Origin of the sequence: Baaleninema sp. (genome assembly GCF_049974805.1) — a bacterium.
Taxonomy (GTDB): Bacteria; Cyanobacteriota; Cyanobacteriia; order Cyanobacteriales; family Geitlerinemataceae; genus Baaleninema.
The window spans coordinates 30,038-48,500 of record NZ_JBNGCO010000021.1; the positions used below are offsets into that span (position 1 = coordinate 30,038).

At 53.4% G+C, this 18,463-nt stretch carries 19 protein-coding genes; 4 read left to right on the plus strand and 15 right to left on the minus strand.

Annotation, left to right across the window (positions count from 1 at the left end):
- Window positions 1-30 precede the first annotated feature (30 nt).
- Window positions 31-1,776, plus strand: coding sequence for an FAD-dependent oxidoreductase (locus ACP5D4_RS06335; RefSeq protein WP_428010785.1), 1,746 nt, complete (start codon window positions 31-33; stop codon window positions 1,774-1,776).
- A 139-nt stretch (window positions 1,777-1,915) separates the two neighbouring features.
- A complete protein-coding gene (gene patX, locus ACP5D4_RS06340) occupies window positions 1,916-2,152 on the plus strand; it encodes a heterocyst-inhibiting protein PatX (protein ID WP_428010786.1) in 237 nt (78 codons plus the stop codon).
- Window positions 2,153-2,394: 242 nt separating this feature from the next.
- Here the strand turns inward: patX and ACP5D4_RS06345 are convergent, their stop codons facing one another.
- The 13 genes from ACP5D4_RS06345 to psaM form a co-directional block, all read right to left on the minus strand.
- Window positions 2,395-3,783, minus strand: a complete 1,389-nt coding sequence (locus ACP5D4_RS06345; RefSeq protein ID WP_428010787.1) for an amidohydrolase family protein — start codon at window positions 3,781-3,783, stop codon at window positions 2,395-2,397.
- 302 nt (window positions 3,784-4,085) lie between these two features.
- Window positions 4,086-4,400 (minus strand): DUF962 domain-containing protein, encoded by a 315-nt coding sequence (locus ACP5D4_RS06350; RefSeq protein WP_428010788.1) that lies wholly within the window; start codon window positions 4,398-4,400, stop codon window positions 4,086-4,088.
- 148 nt (window positions 4,401-4,548) lie between these two features.
- Window positions 4,549-5,034, minus strand: a complete 486-nt coding sequence (locus ACP5D4_RS06355; RefSeq protein ID WP_428010789.1) for a sterol desaturase family protein — start codon at window positions 5,032-5,034, stop codon at window positions 4,549-4,551.
- 197 nt (window positions 5,035-5,231) lie between these two features.
- Window positions 5,232-6,533 carry a CHAT domain-containing protein gene (locus ACP5D4_RS06360; RefSeq protein WP_428010790.1) on the minus strand — a complete coding sequence of 434 codons (1,302 nt, stop codon included), beginning with the start codon at window positions 6,531-6,533 and terminating at the stop codon, window positions 5,232-5,234.
- A gap of 54 nt (window positions 6,534-6,587) precedes the next feature.
- Window positions 6,588-7,856, minus strand: a complete 1,269-nt coding sequence (locus tag ACP5D4_RS06365; protein WP_428010791.1) for an adenylate/guanylate cyclase domain-containing protein — start codon at window positions 7,854-7,856, stop codon at window positions 6,588-6,590.
- A gap of 96 nt (window positions 7,857-7,952) precedes the next feature.
- Window positions 7,953-8,264, minus strand: coding sequence for a hypothetical protein (locus tag ACP5D4_RS06370; protein ID WP_428010792.1), 312 nt, complete (start codon window positions 8,262-8,264; stop codon window positions 7,953-7,955).
- A gap of 120 nt (window positions 8,265-8,384) precedes the next feature.
- A complete protein-coding gene (locus tag ACP5D4_RS06375) occupies window positions 8,385-9,815 on the minus strand; it encodes a sensor histidine kinase (protein WP_428010793.1) in 1,431 nt (476 codons plus the stop codon).
- On the minus strand, window positions 9,775-10,467 hold the full coding sequence (locus tag ACP5D4_RS06380; protein ID WP_428010794.1) for a response regulator transcription factor: 693 nt from the start codon (window positions 10,465-10,467) through the stop codon (window positions 9,775-9,777). Before ACP5D4_RS06380 ends, ACP5D4_RS06375 begins: the two co-directional genes overlap by 41 nt.
- A 48-nt stretch (window positions 10,468-10,515) precedes the next feature.
- Entirely contained in the window at window positions 10,516-10,716 is a 201-nt protein-coding gene (locus ACP5D4_RS06385) for a hypothetical protein (RefSeq protein WP_428010795.1), read from the minus strand.
- Between the two features lie 17 nt (window positions 10,717-10,733).
- Entirely contained in the window at window positions 10,734-12,551 is a 1,818-nt protein-coding gene (locus ACP5D4_RS06390) for an ABC transporter ATP-binding protein (protein ID WP_428010796.1), read from the minus strand.
- A gap of 68 nt (window positions 12,552-12,619) precedes the next feature.
- Entirely contained in the window at window positions 12,620-13,996 is a 1,377-nt protein-coding gene (locus tag ACP5D4_RS06395; protein WP_428010797.1) for an NCS2 family permease, read from the minus strand.
- A 400-nt stretch (window positions 13,997-14,396) separates the two neighbouring features.
- A complete protein-coding gene (locus tag ACP5D4_RS06400; protein WP_428010798.1) occupies window positions 14,397-14,789 on the minus strand; it encodes a hypothetical protein in 393 nt (130 codons plus the stop codon).
- 208 nt (window positions 14,790-14,997) lie between these two features.
- Window positions 14,998-15,093 carry a photosystem I reaction center subunit XII gene (gene psaM, locus ACP5D4_RS06405; RefSeq protein WP_017661250.1) on the minus strand — a complete coding sequence of 32 codons (96 nt, stop codon included), beginning with the start codon at window positions 15,091-15,093 and terminating at the stop codon, window positions 14,998-15,000.
- Between the two features lie 390 nt (window positions 15,094-15,483).
- Here psaM and ACP5D4_RS06410 point away from each other — a divergent pair, with 390 nt between their 5' ends.
- Window positions 15,484-16,191, plus strand: coding sequence for a TerC family protein (locus tag ACP5D4_RS06410; RefSeq protein ID WP_428010799.1), 708 nt, complete (start codon window positions 15,484-15,486; stop codon window positions 16,189-16,191).
- A gap of 91 nt (window positions 16,192-16,282) precedes the next feature.
- Here the strand turns inward: ACP5D4_RS06410 and ndk are convergent, their stop codons facing one another.
- Complete coding sequence (gene ndk, locus ACP5D4_RS06415; RefSeq protein ID WP_428010800.1) at window positions 16,283-16,732, minus strand: nucleoside-diphosphate kinase; 450 nt, start codon at window positions 16,730-16,732, stop codon at window positions 16,283-16,285.
- A 385-nt stretch (window positions 16,733-17,117) separates the two neighbouring features.
- Between ndk and modB the strand changes: the two genes are divergently transcribed.
- On the plus strand, window positions 17,118-17,786 hold the full coding sequence (modB, locus tag ACP5D4_RS06420) for a molybdate ABC transporter permease subunit (protein ID WP_428010801.1): 669 nt from the start codon (window positions 17,118-17,120) through the stop codon (window positions 17,784-17,786).
- Between the two features lie 176 nt (window positions 17,787-17,962).
- Here the strand turns inward: modB and ACP5D4_RS06425 are convergent.
- A partial coding sequence (locus ACP5D4_RS06425) for a hypothetical protein (protein WP_428010802.1) occupies window positions 17,963-18,463 on the minus strand: 501 nt, incomplete at its 5' end.

Genomic DNA, 18,463 nt, shown 5'->3' on the forward strand with positions numbered 1-18,463 from the left:
CCCAACTTCAAACTTTTCGCATCTCTGGCTATGTCACCCTCAGACTATTACAGCGTAGACGTTCTCGTAGTCGGCGGAGGAACGGGTGGAACGGCCGCCGCCATCCAAGCCGCCCGACGGGGTGCCAACACCCTCCTCGTCAGCGAATATAACTGGTTGGGAGGAATGCTGACCGCCGCAGGCGTCTGCGCCCCCGATGGCAACGAACTCCACGCCTTTCAGACAGGATTGTGGGGGGCGTTTTTGCGGGAACTGCGCAAACGACAACCCGGAGGACTCGATAACGCCTGGGTGAGTTTCTTTACCTTCGACCCCCGCATTGGCGAACGCATTTTTCAAGATTGGGCGAAAAAACTGCCGAATTTAAAATGGATTTCCGGGCGCGTTCCCCAAGAAGTGCGACGGGAAGGCGATCGAATCTTTGGCGTGCGCTTTGAAGACTTTAGCGTGGAAGCCAAAATCGTCCTCGACGGCACCGAACTCGGCGACCTCCTCGAACTCGGCGAAGTTCCCTATCGCTGGGGATGGGAAACGAAATCGGAATTCGGCGAACCCAGCGCCCCGGACACCCTGGACGACGCGATGCAGCAGCATCCCGTACAAGCCCTGACTTGGGTGGCGATTTTACAGGATTTCGGAAAAGGCAACACCGCCCCAGAAATTCACGCGCCTCCCCTGGATACGCCCGATCGCTTCGTGGGGGCTTGGACGGATTACGGCGTCAAAAAATTCCTCCGTTACGGACGGTTGCCCGGAAAACGCTTCATGCTCAACTGGCCCCATCGCGGCAACGACTACGGCGAGGGGTTAAATCGCTTAGTGGAGTCTGCCGAAGCGAGAGCGGACTGTCTGCAAGAGGCCAAATGGCGATCGCAGAGTTTCGCCCGGTTCCTACAACGGCAATTGGGACGGCGGTACGGCTGCGCCGGAGGCATTTTCCCCCACGAGGAATCGGGATTGGCACTCTATCCCTATTTCCGAGAAAGTCGCCGCCTGGTGGGGGCGGTGACAGTACGGGAACAGGATGTATTGCCCATGTCGGGGGGAACCGTAGCGTCTTTACCCCTGTGGGACGGTGTGGTGGAATCGATCGCCGTGGGCAACTACGCCAACGACCATCACTATCTCGATCGAACCTTTCCCGTGGCCGCGAAAACCCTGCGTTGGGGCGGACGGGTGACGGGAACGCCGTTTTCTCTGCCTTATCGCTGTTTGATTCCGGCAGAAGTCGATGGGTTGTTAGCCTGCGAGAAGAATATTTCCGTCTCTCATATCGCCAACGGCTGCACCCGCCTACAGCCGATCGTCATGGGAATCGGACAGGCGGCGGGGATGGCGGCGGCACTCTGCATCGAACGGAACTGTCAGCCGAGGGAACTGCCCGTGCGGGCGTTACAAGAGGCGTTGTTGACAGAAAAAGAGGCGGCGGCGGTAGTGCCGCTGTTCGACAGTTTGCCCGATCGACCGGATTGGCTTCACTGGCAACAATACTATCTCGATCGACCGCAAGAGTATCCCCTCAACGGACAGTCTCCCAACGCCCCCGCCCCGACGCCGATTCCCAAAGACGGACATGCTTTTTCAGGAGAGTTTCGCTGTCGCGGCAGCCAAGATTACGAACTGGTCACGCCAGAAGGTTCCTGGCGGGTGGTGACCTTGCATCCGACGATCGATCGGCTGTTGCAAACCTATCCCGACAAAAAAAACATTTCGGGGTGGGGACGGTTTAACGTAGCGGGAAATTGGTTGCTTGTGGAATCGATCGCCGAACGTTGACCGCCTCGATCGACCGAAATTGAGACCCAATTGTGAGACAAAATTGAGCCGGGAATTTCAATCTCGGTTCAAATTTTCCTGACGCCAGATTTGGAGACCTGTAACAGGTAGCAGCACACCTGAAACAGATTCTCCAAATATGCGTATTTCTCTTTTTCTTTCGGCGCTTCTATTGGGTTTAGTTTGGAATTCTGCCCAGCCCCAAAGCCATCTGTCGGAAGAGATGGCCAGTCGCGCCTTACTCTCGGCTCAAACCGAACAGAAAGACGATCTCGAACCGCATCGGGGAAGCGGACGCCGTCGCTTTCGCGAAGACGTTCCCAGTTCGATTTCAGGCGAATCCCTGTTTCTGACCGATACTCAGCAACAAGTTTAAAGAATGGATAACGGTCGAGGGCGATTTTGCATTGTATGGTTAACTCTCAGGGGGAGTTACCATATTTGGGAGGGGGACTGAGTTAAGCGTTCTTGAGGTTCAATGAAAGACTGAGGATTTTCTAAAACAAACAAGCTTTAAAAATAACAACGAGAATTCATAAGAGAACCCCAGTTTTAAAACAAACTGGGGTTCTTGCTGAGTTTTTCTCGTTGAATCAAATGACGAGAACGGGTGGGCGGTTATGCCGAAACCGTGGCTTCTTGGAAGTCCGGAATCGAGTTCCGCAAGCGATCGCCGTACAAGTCGAGGGCGTTACCGCCAAGCAACCGCGCCAAGTGGTCGCGATCGTAATCCGTCACGGTGGCAGCGTCTTTGACGCAATCGTGTAACACGCCGTCCCAATGTCCGTAATCACCAGAGAAACAGGCGATGCGTTTGCCGATTTCCCCCAGTCCTTGCGCCAGATACGCCGGCCCGGGATCGTCGGATTCAAAAGTAACGAAAACCTGACCGCGCTCGAAATATTCCATCGGATCGCGGTGACGCAGGTTGTAATGTTCGTACAGGCTTTCGTCTTCGATTTTCTTGGGATCTTTATCCCGCGTCCACAACATATCGAAGAGGTTCTTCACCTGGCTGATAATGTTGACGCTGTTGTTGCCCCGTTCTTGCACCATCAGTTGAGTGACCTCTTTCAAGGACGGACGGTAGGGGTTTTTGGGGTCGAAGTCGCGAATGCGTTTTTCCCAGTGTTCGTGGAAGGAGTGCGCCAAGTCGGGAACCCAACCGCAACCGCCTTCAACGAAGCCGACGCGCAGAGTGGGGAATTTCTCAAACGCACCGTCGAACACCATCCGCGCCATGGCCATTTGTTGTTGGTTGCGCTGGACGAAGATGTGGTTGAGAACGAAGGTTTCCATGTGGTCGGCGATACCTCCGATCATGTCGGAACCGGGACCGCCGTGCAAGCCGAGGGCGATGTCTAAGTCAACGGCGGCTTGCAGGATGGGATAGAAATCCGGGTGGCTGATGTGTTTGCAGGAGCGGATTTCGGGGAAGGCGTTCGGTGCCGCCGGGTGCGGAATCGGCATGTTAGGGGAGGTGGCGACCCCCACCATTCCCAGTTCGTTGACGCAGCGGTGCATTTCTTTGACCGCTTCTTCTACGTCTTGCAGGGGAACGACGCCGATGGGTTTGAGGCGATCGCTCCAGGGACGGCAATCGTCGGCCATGTAGTTGTTATAGGCTTTGCAGAGGGCGACGGCCAGGTCTTTATCGAAGATGCTGGAAAAGGTCAGGTTGAAGGTACCGTAAATCACGTGAATGTCGATACCTTCTTTGTCCATGTCCTCGATGCGGCGGGAGTTGAACATGGCGCCGAGGGTGGTGTCGGGGTGCAGGTTGCGGAAGCCCCCTTTTCCGAAGCCTTGGGGTTTGGGAAAGATGCGAACGAAGTCGGCTTTTCCGGTTTCCGGGTTGGTGTCTACGACTTTTGCTCGTTGGTCGCCCAGGCTATCGACGATCATGCCGATGCGATCGCGATATTCCGGCTCGACGTAATCTCGCAAAATGAGCGGGTTTTCGACTTTGTGCGCGTCGGCGTCAATGACTAATAATCCGTCGTACATGAATGATTCCTTGGTCTGAATAAAACGATGGCAATGAAATGGAATTGAATGAATCCGAAAAAGAATCCGAAAAAATCGCTATCTTTGCAGAATTGAAGGTTTCTAAAAGAAAGCTGCCTCTGAAGATAACGAATTTTTCACTGTATAACAAGCCAATTTTTTTGAAATTTTCAAGGTGAGGCTGCTGTGACTCTGGCTCAAAAATCAAACGAAAAAATGGAGTTCCTCGAACCGACTCGATCGAACTCTATTTTTTTCTCTAACGGCAAACTTCTGCGCGATCGCTGTCGGTTTTAACAAAATTAAGCGGCGTTCCGATCGCCAATTTTTAAGATTTGGCGCAGTCCGAACCAGTTTTCAAACGACCAGGCGAAGGACGCCAGAATCGTAATTCCAGGATATTTAAAAAAGGCCGGTTTGTTTTTCTCAAACACCGCGTGTCCGCCCCAGGCGAAAATTTGGCTGACAACCAAGCAGAACACGCTAATTCTGAAATCGTAAAACAACATCACCACAGCGGTAATCGCCAAGATGTTCGTCGTGTGATGCAATGCTTGGTTGATGGGATGTTGGTGAGAGGCGATGAAGTGGTCTTTCGCGTCTTGAAACAAGCTCATCGATTAACACTCCTTGACAGCAAGTCCTACAGTTTTTTGTCAAGATAGCATTAATCGAACACTTCACCGCCAAATGTTTCATAAATTCATCGATCGGGCAGTAGACGATCGAATTTCTGTCACACTTCCATCGGTAAATTGCGAAACATTACCACCAACGAAGCTGTAAGTAGCTGCCCTGGGGTTGGCTGCGTTCTTCTTCTGTGAAACATTCCACCTTTTTATAGGTTCCGAAAACGTAATCCCACCAATCGACGGCCAACCCGAAATTATAGTCCCACATTTGATATTTATGATGGGCATAGTGAACGGGCATCGACATCCAAAAGCATTTTTGGGGATTTTCGTGTTGAAGTTGATGCGCGTAAGCCGAAAACGCCGCGTAAATCAGCGCACCTACTAACCAACCGGTTCCCACTTCCACAGAAATCAGAAACGGTGCGAGCATGGCGATAAAGCTGCCTTTGACGTAATCGCGAAATTCCCAAACGACGCCTTGTCCTTCGTTACGGCGATGGTGATCGCGGTGACGCTCGCCAAATTTCGCCCACTTGTGCATGAAGCGATGCACCCAATACTCGACAAAACTCGAGAAAATAAACGCAATAATGCCAACGACAATCGCAGTCCACATAAACGGATACTCCCCACAAATTCGTTGATGGTTATTTAATCACTTATACTGGCGCGACGGTCTCAGATTGTCAACTGAAACCCCCCATTCCGGCTATTGTAACGATTCTGTCCCCCCTTTTACAGCGAACAGTCAGTAGCGAGCAGCGAGCAGTATCTCCCTAGCTCCTCATCACCCCGATCGCAGCGATCGAACCCTCACCAGGCATTCCCGATGTTGGTAAACCCCGACCAATAATAAGGATGGGATAAATCGAGACGATCGCCCTCTGGGAGTTCGGGAAAAACGAGGGTTCCGGGGGGATGTCGTCCGCTGACTTCTGGCGGTTCCACGCGCAACTGTCCGCGAATCGCCGCCAGTTGTGCTTGTCGGAGGGCTTCTGTTTTCGTGGGGGCGGTTTTCAATTTGGCGTAAAATTCTGACATGACCGCTAGAGTACCGCGATCGCTCACCGGCCATAACGTCGCAATCACCGAGGGAATGCCCGATTGGATGGCAATTCCCGCAAATCCCATTTCAGCGTCTTTATCGCCGAGGGCAGTTTGACAAGCACTCAAGACTAACAGTTCCACGGCGGGGGTTTGCCATTGCAGTTGAGCCATGCGATCGATCGCAAGTCGGTCTTGCCAAAATTGAATATACGATCGACTCGGTTCGCCGGGAACGAAGGCGGCGTGCGTCGCCAGGTGAACGATTTCGTAGTCTCCCGTTTGTCGCTGCTGTTGCAGGTTATCGAGGGTAAATTCGCGATCGAGAAAGGTGGCACCGGGCCAAAGTCGCGGCACGATCGAGGCTAATTCTACAGGAACCGCTGGAAGGGGTGGTAAATCGTCGAACTCGGACGCCCCCATTGCTAAAACTCGCCCGTTGCGTAAGTCAGTGGGTTGGGCTTTCGTCAGGTTAAAGCCGGGAATGCGGCCGATGCTGTAGCGTTCGACGAGAAACTTTTCGCCGTCGTGGAGAGCGGCTAAGGGCATCGCCCGCAGTCCGCCCCCCAAGCAGAAGACGAGGGTTTCGATTTGTTGTGCCTCCAGGGTCGATTTCAGGGGTTCGACAATCCAGCCATCGAGTTGTTGGGCGAAGTCGAGATAGTCGTCGCTACGCCGTCGGCGAGGGTTGATGAGTTCGGCTTCAAACTGACGAACGGTAGACAGTAGGGTTTCGCGATCGACTTCGGGCAAAATTCGCCGTTGCGGGGGCGCGTTCCCTGTCACTAAAATCAGTTCCAGTTCCGTATCTTGGGGAATCACGTACAACACCGCCGAGTTTTGCCCGGTGTCTGTGGAAAGGCGATCGAGGGCGGCGGCCATTTCTTCGGCGGAGACGGATCGATCGCTCAACTCGCTGCGAAAATAGTCTTCATATTGGCTTTCCCAATTCCCTTCGACGGTGTTCCAGCGTTCGATGACCGTGGGTTCGGAATCTTGAGCTTTTACAGCGGTTCCCATCACCAGAAGCGCACAGGCACTCAGAACGCCTATGAATTTCAATGGTTGCATTGTCCTTATCTCCCCATTTTCGATACCGTTTCCCTGAAATCGATCGCCCGTCACTCAGTCAGTGTAGCGAGAAATTTCGACTTCGTAGGACAGGAGTTTCCACGCCTTTAGCGGTTCGGCTTTGCCCTTGGCGACGATGGGAGGGCGAGGGGCGACTTCGATCGCACTTTGGCAGTCTAAGGCGCGATAGACCGCATCGGAGAGGCTGATTTCGTGGGCGGGAGTCGCCCCCTCCAAGCGTTTGGCGGTATTGACCACATCGCCGATAGCCGTATAGGTTCGCACGTCTTCGCCGCCGAACAAGCCTTCGATGGCCGGTCCGTAGTGAACCGCACAGCCGGCCCCGAGTTTGTAATCGGCTAAGAGCGATCGCGCTGCGTTTTGCATGGCCACGGCTGCATTCACCGCTTGTTGGGCGGTGGCGTAAATGGCCATCACTTCGTCCCCCGTCAGAGCAATGCGTAACGGTTGGAACCGGGCGGCTGCGGGTTCGACGGCGCGGTAATAGCGATTGAGTACCGTTGCCACTTCGTCCGGGGTAATGGACTCGCACCAGGGGGTAAAACCGCGCACGTCCATAAACACGATCGCCCGTTCTCGCCGTTGAAATCCCAACTGTTGGGGGTCGAACATGGCCGTTTTGACGGCGTGAGCGCCCATTCCCCATTCGGCTAAATTTCGCAACGTGGCGGCGGTTTCTTGCAGTTTGCGCCGTTGTAAGAGAACTTGCAGGCTTTGCATCCCCACCAACAACCCGGTAAACAGCAAGGCTTCTACGAGAAACTGATGGTGCGGGATATGGCTAAAGTTCCTCACGTTGTCCCAAGTCATGGGAAGATCTTGGGATTTGAGTTTCAATACCACGTACAGGGCAATAAACATCCCCATGCGGGTGAGACTTTCGAGGGGAACGATCCAACGTTCTACTCGAGTCGCCCAGTGAAAGCGCAATCCTTGCAAACTGGCGATGGTGATGGCGAAGATTCCCAGGACAATATGATTGGGTTCTTGAAAAAATTCCAGTCCTTCGAGGGGAAGTTCCACGAGGGTATACATTCCCGCACCGATGAGGTTTCCCCAAAAACGATGGGCTTTGGCACGAGAGAGATAGGCCGCTTGAGTCAGCATTGCGGCCAGAATAATATAGTGTCCGGGTTGCCAGAGATACTCGTCCCACCCCATCAAGGCGATTTCGGAGAGGGAGTTGAGGACGAGGAAATGGCCGCTATTGGTGAGTAACTCGCTCAAAAACGCGCTGCATCTCGTCCCGTGCAGGCGCGTTTCGAGAATATCTGACTCTCGATTGAAGAATGGGTCGAACACAGTCGATAATCGTGTAGGGAGGGGCGAACCAGTACACTCTGATGGATCGAATCTTATAGATCCCATTGGATCGATCGAACGAGGCGAGTGCTTTGATTAACTTTCTTCTGTTGGCGAGTCGTTCGGGGAAGTGGTTCTGCGACCTCGGAAGATACCGCTCATGACAATGCCGCTAACCACCATTCCAACCAGTCCCAAACCGTTGAGAAAGACATAAAAGGATCGTAATTGCGATCCGAGATAGCTGCCTTGGTGAATATACATCATCCACTCGCCGAAGTTGTCGGAGAGTCCGAACCAACTTTTTCCCAAACGATAGCCCATTCCTGTGAAGGCTGTCACGAATAAGGGCAGAAAAACGATCGGTGCGAGTTTGCGGTGCCAGGTTTTAAAGGTGCGATTGTTCACGATCGAGTTTGAAAAAGTTTAAAACATCAAATGGCAAAAAGACTGACGCCACAAGAGCGGCAGTGCGACAGCGAGGGCTTCGCCGGGGCGTCAGTCAGGTATGACTGTACAACTTAAAAGTTACGATGCTGTAAAACGCCGCACGGATTCGCGCTCGACACTGGCCAGGGGAAATTTGACCCGAAACCGGGTTCCGACGCCGAGTTGACTGGAGACGGTGATGATACCGCCGTAGCGATGGGCGATGGTACAGGCGATCGACAGTCCCAATCCCGTCCCCCCTTGACGGCGCGATCGCGCTTTGTCCGCCCGCCAAAATCGATCGAATACACGAGATAAGTCTTCTGGAGCGATGCCGATTCCGGTGTCGGCGATCGTCACCGCCACCGATGCCGTTTGACGCTGTATGGACACGCTGACGGTTCCCCCTTCCGGGGTGTATTGAACCGCGTTATCGATGAGGTTGCCGAAGAGTCGCCGCAGGTGTCCGCTGTTGGCGCAGACTTCGACGTTCTCGATGCTGGCGTCGGGATAGTGTAGTTGGATATTTTTTTCGTCGGCTGCGATCGCCGCGCGATCGAGGGCGTCTTCGACGACTTCGTCTATAGGAACGGGAAACAGTTCCAGGGACTCGGACATCGAGGTATCGTCAATCCGCGCCAACAGTAACAAGTCTTCCACGAGTTCCGACATCTGATCGGCGGCGCTGGCGATGGCCGAGACTTTTTTTCGATCGTTGGGGTGAATGCGTTCCGGGTGAGTCTGCATCACCGCCACGGAGGTTTTGATGGCGGTGAGAGGCGATCGCAGTTCGTGGGAAGCATCCGCCGTAAACTGTTTGAGTCGATCGAAACTGCATTCGACCGGTTTGAGGGCTTCCCGCGTCAGCCAGGTTCCCCCGATGGCCGTCAGTCCTAAGGCTACCAGACCCCCAATCCCCAAGCCCCACTGCAACCGCCGCAACTCCGCCTCCAAAATTGCCGTCGATTCGCTGGCCCGCACGTATCCGATTAACTGACGCTTCTCGTTCTGTTCTACATAAACTGGAATGGCGTAGCTTTTAACATAATTCTTGTGTTTTGTCAAGCCAGTGTCGGGGATGTAGGCAGAAATGTCCCAATCGGGGAATAAATTACCCTCGCGAATCATCAACTGGCGTCGATCGTCGAACCATTCGACCCCTTGAGCCTCGGGAAGGGGATATTCTGACGGAACGTCAAAAATTCCGTCTTTCCGGTATTTTGCCATCAATTCCGACAAATTTTCCGGTAAATCCGGGTCGCTCCCGTCGTAGCTTTGCTGTTTCTCTCGGTGTTCCTCATATTCATGGCGGACGACGCCGAGGGTTCGCGCCGAAGTTTGCGCCAGTCGTTGTAAATGGCTGTCAAGTTGTTGGTGGAGTCGTCCCGCCAACAGGTGGTAGATCGAAACGCCAGAAATGCCGAGAATGGCCGTCATCACTGCTAAATAGGACAGTAACAAGCGCGTTCCCAGGGCTTTAAACTGAGCGTTAGACTGGGGGTTGGAGGTTGGGGTTGAGTCGGTAGCCAAGGCCGTACAGGGTTTCGATGAGATCGTTGGGAGCGCCCGCCGCCCGGAGTTTTTGGCGCAGGCGTCTCATGTGAACTTTGATGGTATCTTCCCCGGGAATATCCCCTTCAAAAGACCAAAGTCTTTCGAGAATCAAATCTCGCGTTAAGACGCGGCCGGGATTGCGAAGGAAGAGTTCCACTAAACCGTATTCTTTGGGCGTGAGGTTGAGGGGAACCTCGCCGTACTGAACTTGTAAGGTACTGGGGTCGAGTTGTAATTTTTCCCAGGTTAACAAGGGCGTTCCGGCGGTGCTGCTCCGACGCAACAAGGCGCGAATCCGAGCCAGCAGTTCCGGTAAGTCGAAAGGTTTAACCACGTAATCGTCCGCCCCCGCGTCTAAGCCGATGACTTTGTCGCTGCTGCTGTCGCGGGCGGTAAGCATGAGAATGGGGGTTCGATCGCCGCGATCGCGCAACTTCCGACATAGGCTAATTCCGTCGAGTTCCGGCAGCATCAAATCGAGTACGATGAGGTCGTACTCGAAGGCTTCGGCTAAATCGAGTCCCGCCCGTCCGTCTGCTGCGGTTTCAACCACGTAATGGCGATCGGTGAGGGCTTCGGCGAGGGCGCCGGCGATGCGATCGTCGTCTTCGACTAACAGAATTTTCATACCGAACTGGATAACGAGAGTTGTCTCTCAACCTATCCCAAAGTCTTCTCAACAGAGAAGGGGCGCAGCGGGTGCGCCCTCGTCAATGACGGTGCAGTTGTCACTATGGCAAGCCTGACAAATAAAAGTGACGATTTCGTTACATCCCCACAAGGGCAGGCTTTCGAGAACTGCGATCGACAATCCCGTTATCTCGCCAAATCCCACTTTGAGAATTGGATTTGAGATCGACCAATTGCCAATGGTCAAGTATCAATTATCAATTATCAATTTACTAACTCTCCCGCCTCAGACAAAGCATGCAGGCGACGGTACAAGCCCTCACCTCGCAACAGTTCCGCGTGACTGCCAATTTCAGCAATGCGTCCGTTATCCAAGACGATAATTTTGTCCGCGTCGCGAACGGTACTCAGACGGTGCGCGATGACGATCGTCGTTCGGGTGCCGAAAATCGATTTCATCGCTTGTTGGATCGATCGCTCCGACTCGTAATCTAAACTGGAGGTGGCTTCGTCAAACACCAGAACGTCGGGATTGACGATAAGGGCGCGGGCGATACCGATGCGCTGTCGCTGTCCCCCAGACAACCGCACCCCCCGTTCTCCCACGACGGTATAGAATCCATCGGGAAGTTCGTCGATAAACTCATTGACGCGGGCGATTTCACAAGCGGACTGAACCTGTTCCCAGGTGGCTTGAGGGTTGCCGTACATGAGGTTTTCTAACAGGGTTCCGTTGAAAATATCAACTTCTTGGTGAACGATCGCCAGTCGTCGGCGATATCGGGCGATGTCCAGGTGGCGGATGTCTTCGCCGTCGATGAGAATGCGTCCGCTGTCGGGATCGAAGTAGCGAAATAGCAGTTTGACGAGGGTGGATTTCCCCGAACCCGATCGCCCCACGAGAGCGACGGTTTGATAGGGTTCGATGAGAAAATCGATGTCTTGCAACACCGGGCGATCGCTGTTATAGCCAAACGTCACGTTGTTAAATTCCAATTTCCCCGTAAACCGATAGGGATTTTCGGCGGGAGGTTCGGGAATTAAACTCGCTGCATCTTTCCCCGACGGGCGTTTCATAAACTCGTGAAATCGCACCATCGAGGTATATCGACGGGCGAAGAGTTCGGCAATGACGCTAATGGGTTCGAGTTCGGAATAGGCGTAACTGGCAATGGTAAAGGTGGTAATAAAATGCCCCAGGGAAATGTTACCGCTGACCGTCGCCCATAGGCTTAAGACTAATATTCCGAAGAGTGAAGTTTGAATAATCGTCTTTTGCCAAGTTTCGAGGATAACGTATTGGCGGTGAATGCGGTTTATGAGGACTTTATGTTCGCGATCGAGCCGTTGTTTTTGTCGTTGTAGTTCGTTGGCTTCTGTGGCAAAAGCTTTGACGGTTTTAATGTTTGTAATAATCTCCGAGGTACGACTTTCGGTATTTTCCATATACCGTTCGATTTTTGCTTCTTGGCGAATAATCGATCGCAAATCTCGCAGACTAAACCAGAGAATCCCACCAAACGACAGGGCGAAAACTGCTGCAATCCAAGGTTCGATAAACCAAATTACAATGAAAATTCCCAAAACTCGCATCAATTTTGGAACGAGTTGTCCGGCAATTTCAGGATAAGTCCAAGTATGGTTGGCTAATCCTTTTGCTACTCTCCCCGCGATGCGGCCGGGGTTGTTTTCATCGTAAAAATCGAGAGGTAAATTGAGGATTTGAGCGATAACTTCTCGAGAGTTGTCGCGTCGAGAATCGAGGGCGATCGCCCAGTGAAACCAACCGCTCACCCAAGGTTGAATCGGGGCGCGAACCACGGCAATGATAAAAATAATGCCCACTAAAACCGCCAGTTCGAGGCTTTTTCCCTCGGCGACGCCGAATAAATTCGCCACCGCTAAGGTTAAAGGTTGAATTAAGGGATCGATCGACTCTCCCGAGAGAACGTTGAGAATTTGCCCGATGGCGTAGGGAACCGCGAGATCGATGGTTTCAAACAATCCCGTTCCCACCATACTCCATGTCGAAGTCCCCCAGTAGGGGCGGAAATATTGAACGATATCCCGAAACGAAGCCATGATACTCGTGCGAAGCGATAACACAAACGCTTCGTAGCGTAACACAAGTTGTTACTAAAATGCTACAATTAAAGAGCGCCTCGGGCGTCGAGGGTAAATTTCAACAGAAACGCCGCTGCGAGAATCCAACTGGCGATCGAGGTTTCGCGAAACTTCCCTTGAAAAGCTTTCATCAGCGGATAACTGATAAATCCCACCGCCAAGCCGTCGGCGATGGAAAAACTCAAAGGCATCACGAAAATCGTCAAAAACGACGGAATCGACTCCGCCGGGTCGTCCCAACGGATCGATCGCACGTTCTGCGTCATCAACACCCCCACCACCAACAACGCCGGTGCCGTCGCAAACGGGGGAATCGCCGCCAACAGGGGAATAAAGAACACCGACAAAGCAAACAACGCCGCCGTCACCACCGACGCGAACCCCGTGCGTCCGCCCACAGCCACCCCAGCCGCCGATTCAATGTACGTCGTCACGGTAGAGGTTCCCAGAATCGCGCCAACAGTGGTTCCCACTGCATCGGCCATAAACGCTTGATTGGCCCGAGGCAGTTCCCCTCGGCGATCGAGATATCCCGCCTGAAGACTCACCCCCGCCAGGGTTCCCACAGTATCGAACAAATCCACGAACAGCAACGCGAACAATACCGAGAGAAACTGACTCAGACTCACCGTTCCCAATCTCGAAAATCCCACAAACGCCTGACCCCACAAATCCTTGGGAAGTTCGGGTAAGGCGAACAGTTGCGTCGGGGCAGGCGTCACCCCCGCAATCCATGCCAACACCGCCGTCGCCAAAATGCCCCAGAGTAACGCCCCGGTAACGCGACGGGCCACAAACGCCCCCGTCAAGAGAATTCCTATGACGGCCAATAGGGTTTCTGGCTGGCTGAAATCCCCTAAACGGGTGAGGGTGTTGGCATCGTCAAGGATAATGCCCGCGCCCCCATCTTCAGGAGAACGAGAGAGGGCGATATAGGCGAGAAACAAACCGATTCCGGTGGCGGTGGCCGATCGCAAACATCCGGGGATGGCGTCGATAATCCAGCGGCGCAGGTTCGCCCAAGTCAGGAGAATAAAAATCACACCTTCAAGAAATACCGCCGCCAACACCACCCGCCAGTCGATCCCCATTCCCAGGGTGACGGAGAAGGCGAAAAAGGCATTTAAACCCATTCCGGGGGCGAGGGCGAAGGGATATTTCGCGACGATACCCATAAAGAGGGTGGCGATCGCCGCAGAAAGGGCGGTGGCGATGGCAATTTCAGCGAACAAGTCTCCCGGTTCGGCCAGGAAAATACCGTTGGATAGAATATCGGGATTGACGGCGAGGATGTACCCCATCGTCATGAAGGTGGTGATTCCGGCCAGGGTTTCGGTTTGCCAATCGGTGCCGTAGCGGGAAAATTGGAAAAACCGAGCGATCGAGTTTGCAGGGTTGGGCATAGCGAACAGAGGTAGGGGGCTGTGACGCGGCTGGCGAATCTTGCTGAAATCCGCTCAATGTAGTTTTACCGCGTCACGCACCTTTTATAGAGGTAGGGGGCTGCGATGCGGGCGGCGAATCTCGCTCAAATCCGCTCAATGTAGTTTTACCGCGTTACGCACCGCCCCAAGCGGGAGATGATGAGGTGAGGGGATGATGAGCCGTAGGATACCCTGACCCGGCCGTTTCTGTAAAATTTCTTAAAATATAAAGGAGCAATCTCTCAGATTTGCAGACGCCAAATTGTATAAGGAGGCATTATGTCCGAGAAAAACTACTCTTGGAAAGGAAGTCCCAACGCCGGAATCGTCCTGACGATTTTGGCAGGACTCGGCGCGATCGCCGTGTTGTTCGTCGGATTTACCGGTTAGACTGCTCAGTTTTTGGCTCAGTCCAAATGACCCGTCGCTGATGGGGATCGACGAGCTGGCTTTCCTCTTGCATCAACGCCTTCGTCTGTTGCGGATCGAAATAGCGTCCGAACTCAGCTTGTAAAATCTCGACACGCTGCTCTGTGGCTTCGACTTCCGCCTCGAGTTTTTGCAGTTCGACGCGACTCGTCAGGTGACTGGGAACGAGGCGAACCAAGGCAGCTACGGCACCGAGGCTAATCGTCACGTCAACAGCGAGTTTCAAACCCGTTTCCCAAACTGCCACGCGATCGACCCGTGCTTTAGACGAAGGGCGGCGACGGGGACGGCGAGGGCGTTGAGAGGCGATCGAACGGACGGGAGCGGGGCGAGAAGCGTTCATACGACGGTCGGCGCGAGTGAGACGAAACAGCGACAAAACTTATTCGAGACGTATCTGAGATCGAATCAAAACTGCGTCGTTTTGGCAACCCGCTCCGGAAAGTTTTTTGAAGTTTTCTCGAGGCTGGGAGTTTAACTTTAACCCACTCAACGCAAGGGGGGGGAACGGACGATCCCGATACCCCCACCTTAACAGACGACTAGCAGACTTATTTATACAGTTCCGTAGACAGACGGAACGCCAAGATACCCGGAATCAGGGCGATAACCAGTGCCGTCAGCACTTGAGCATCAGATAAAGGCATTCTATTAAACTCCTTTGCGTTCAAGTCAATCGTTCACTACTCTCGGTCAAAGTCCTCGGTTTTGACGCTAAATGTAATAATATTTCACAAAACCGATAAAAAACTCAACAGGGCGCGGGAGCGAGCCGAACTGCCCACAGGGAAATATTTGCGGCCGAGGCGGAACGACAACAGCAAGCAGTCAGCACGCAGACTAGCTCGAACAACTCCCGAGATACTCAAGGGCTGCGTTCCTCTCTTTCCTTTCCCCTCTTCCCTCTTCCCGAAAACGCCTCCTCCCCAGATGGCCAGTAAAACGCTATGGTTAGGGGAAGAAGTTTGTTCCGAGGTTCCGTCGTTCCAGCACGAGCCTGCGGTCGTTTGTTTGCGGTGTTCTGGTACTAACTCTTAATGCTAGATCGACTTATTGACATCTCTCCCAATCTCGAAATCGAGGCGATTTTAATTTTAGTGGTTTTAATTGCCCTCGAAGCAGTTTTGTCGGCGGATAATGCCATTGCCCTGGCCTCGATCGCCAGCGGACTGGAGGATTTAAAACTCCAACGCCAAGCCCTCAACCTGGGGTTGCTCGTCGCCTACCTGCTGAGAATCACCCTTATTTTTGCCGCCACATGGGTCATCCAGTTTTGGCAGTTTGAAGTGGCGGGGGCGCTCTATCTACTATGGCTCGTCTACAGTTACTTTTCCTCAGAAGAAGCCGAAGACGACGGACATCGCGGTCCGCAATTCGCTTCCCTTTGGCAAGCCATTCCCGTGATTGCCCTGACGGATCTAGCATTTTCTCTCGATAGCGTTACCACGGCGATCGCCGTATCCGATCGCCTGTGGTTGGTTATTATGGGCGGTACCATTGGCGTGATTACCCTGCGATTTATGGCAGGGTTGTTTATTCGCTGGCTGAAAGAATACGTTCACCTCGAAGACGCTGGCTATCTCACCGTTGGCTTAGTGGGCTTGCGACTTCTCGTCAGATCGATCGACAGCGACATCGTTCCGCCTCAGTGGATGCTCATTTCCACCATCGCCATCATTTTTGTTTGGGGATTCTCGAAGCGCAATCCCGAAGTTTCCCTAGAAGAAGAAACTCAAAGCGAGTAATAGGGAGAGGGGGAGCCGGGGAGAGGGAGAGAGGATTTCACCTCATCCCCTCATCTCATCATCCCCTCATCTCATCAACAAGAACCAACTGTTACTCGTAAAGCCAGGGCATCATCGTCGGCTTCCAAGTTACGAGTTCGTCTTCGGAGAACCACAGCGCGATTTCGCGGTTGGCCGTTTCCACCGCATCGGAACCGTGAATGAGGTTGCGACCGATATTCAAGCCGAAATCGCCTCGAATCGTACCCGGTTCGGCCGTGAGGGGGTTTGTCGCACCAATAACCTTACGGGCGCCAGCAACGACACCCTCACCTTCCCAAACCATCGCCACGACGGGGGACGAGGTGATGAATTCCACCAGTCCTTTAAAGAACGGCTTTTCTTTATGCACGTCATAATGCTGTTCGGCGAGGTCTTGGCTCACCGCCATCAGCTTTAAACCCACCAGGGTAAAGCCTTTGGCTTCAAAGCGACGAATCACCTCACCCACGAGTCCACGTTGAACGCCGTCGGGTTTAATCATCACAAACGTCCGTTCCAAAGCAACCTCCTCACGAGAGCATCGATTTTCACAACTTAAAGCCTATCAGAGGAGCGCCGCCGTTACTCCAAACTCAATTGTGAAAATTCCTATGTTGGTACGTGAGGCGGTAACAATCCCTTCGCCGGACTTGGATTCTCATTGGCGGTGCGTAAGTAGTTCTCGGTCTCCGGTTCGACACCCGATTTTTCAAGTCAGGCACTCTTGGCAACGGTTCGCTGAAGAAAAGGGGGGGGAGAGGTATGACGACGGCGAACCCAGGCTTCGACATCGTCGATACACGACCCAGAAACTCCCCCCCACTAATCTCTCGGGAAAAATCGGCGAGTTTTACGGGAACGACCCGAAATCGTTACATAACTTTACATAAAACCCCAAAAAAGCCATGAACGAAATCGGAAATGCTCTACGTCTGTCGTTACAGGTGGCGGCGATCGCGACGGTATTTGTGGCCGTCATCGGCAGCAGTCTCGGTTATTTACTAACGCGATATCGTTTTCCGGGTCGAGATTGGCTTGAAGCGATCGTCACGTTACCGCTGGTGTTGCCGCCGGTGGTGGTGGGATATCTGTTGTTAGTGCTTCTCGGACGCAACGGATCGATCGGAGGTGTTTTGTACGAACTGACGGGATGGACGCTGGTGTTTACTTGGCAGGGGGCTGCGATCGCTGCGGCTGTGGTGGCTCTACCGTTAATGGTGAAAACGACTAAAGCCGCTTTGGAAAGTGTCGATCCGGTGTATTTAAAAGCGGCGTCTACGCTGGGACAGTCCCCGGCGAAGGTGTTGTTTCGGGTGTGGTTGCCTCTGGCGTGGAAAGGGATTTTAGCGGGGGTTGTTTTGAGTTTCGGTCGTGCGTTGGGGGAATTTGGGGCCACGTTGATGGTGGCGGGGAACATTCCCGGCGTGACGCAGACGATGCCGATGGCGATTTATCAGAAGGTGCAGATGGGGAACGATGGTGAAGCGGCGGTGTTGGTGGGAATTTTGAGCGCGATCGCCATAACTGTGGTGTTTTTGAGTAAATATCTGGAACGATCGAACGCAGCGCCGTAAAGGAATGGTATGGCAATGTGTTTGATGGGTGATATCCGTGGTGCTTTTTACCGTTACGACGGCTCGAAAATCTCGCTGGGTGCGCTGGCGTCGGCGCGAGTCTCGGGAATCTTTACGGTTTTGGATGGTTCTCGGCGTGGCGTCGTTGGGAATTCACGGGGTTTTGTTGGGATGGCTCAGTTTGGCTGGATTCGAGACGAGGCGATCGCAGTCGAATCGGTTGGAAAACGATGCGATCGAAATTTCGGTTGTGGAGAGATCGATCGCCTTTGAGAATGCTTCGACTTCAAAACCGACGGTTTCAGACTCTTCGACTTCCGATGTCGCCGAAGATAGTCGAGAGATAGAAAAGGAAGCTGATGCGATCGGAGCGTTACCTCCAACGCCGACTCCAACACCAGTTCCAACACCAGTTCCCACTCCGACGCCAACGCCAGTTCCAACGCCCGTTCCAACGCCAGTTCCCACTCCGACGCCGACGCCAGTTCCAACGCCAGTTCCAACGCCAGTTCCCACTCCAACGCCGACGCCAGTTCCAACGCCCGTTCCCACTCCGACGCCAACACCAGTTCCAACACCAGTTCCAACACCAGTTCCAACGCCAGTTCCCACTCCGACGCCAACGCCAGTTCCAACGCCAGTTCCAACGCCAGTTCCCACTCCAACGCCGACGCCAG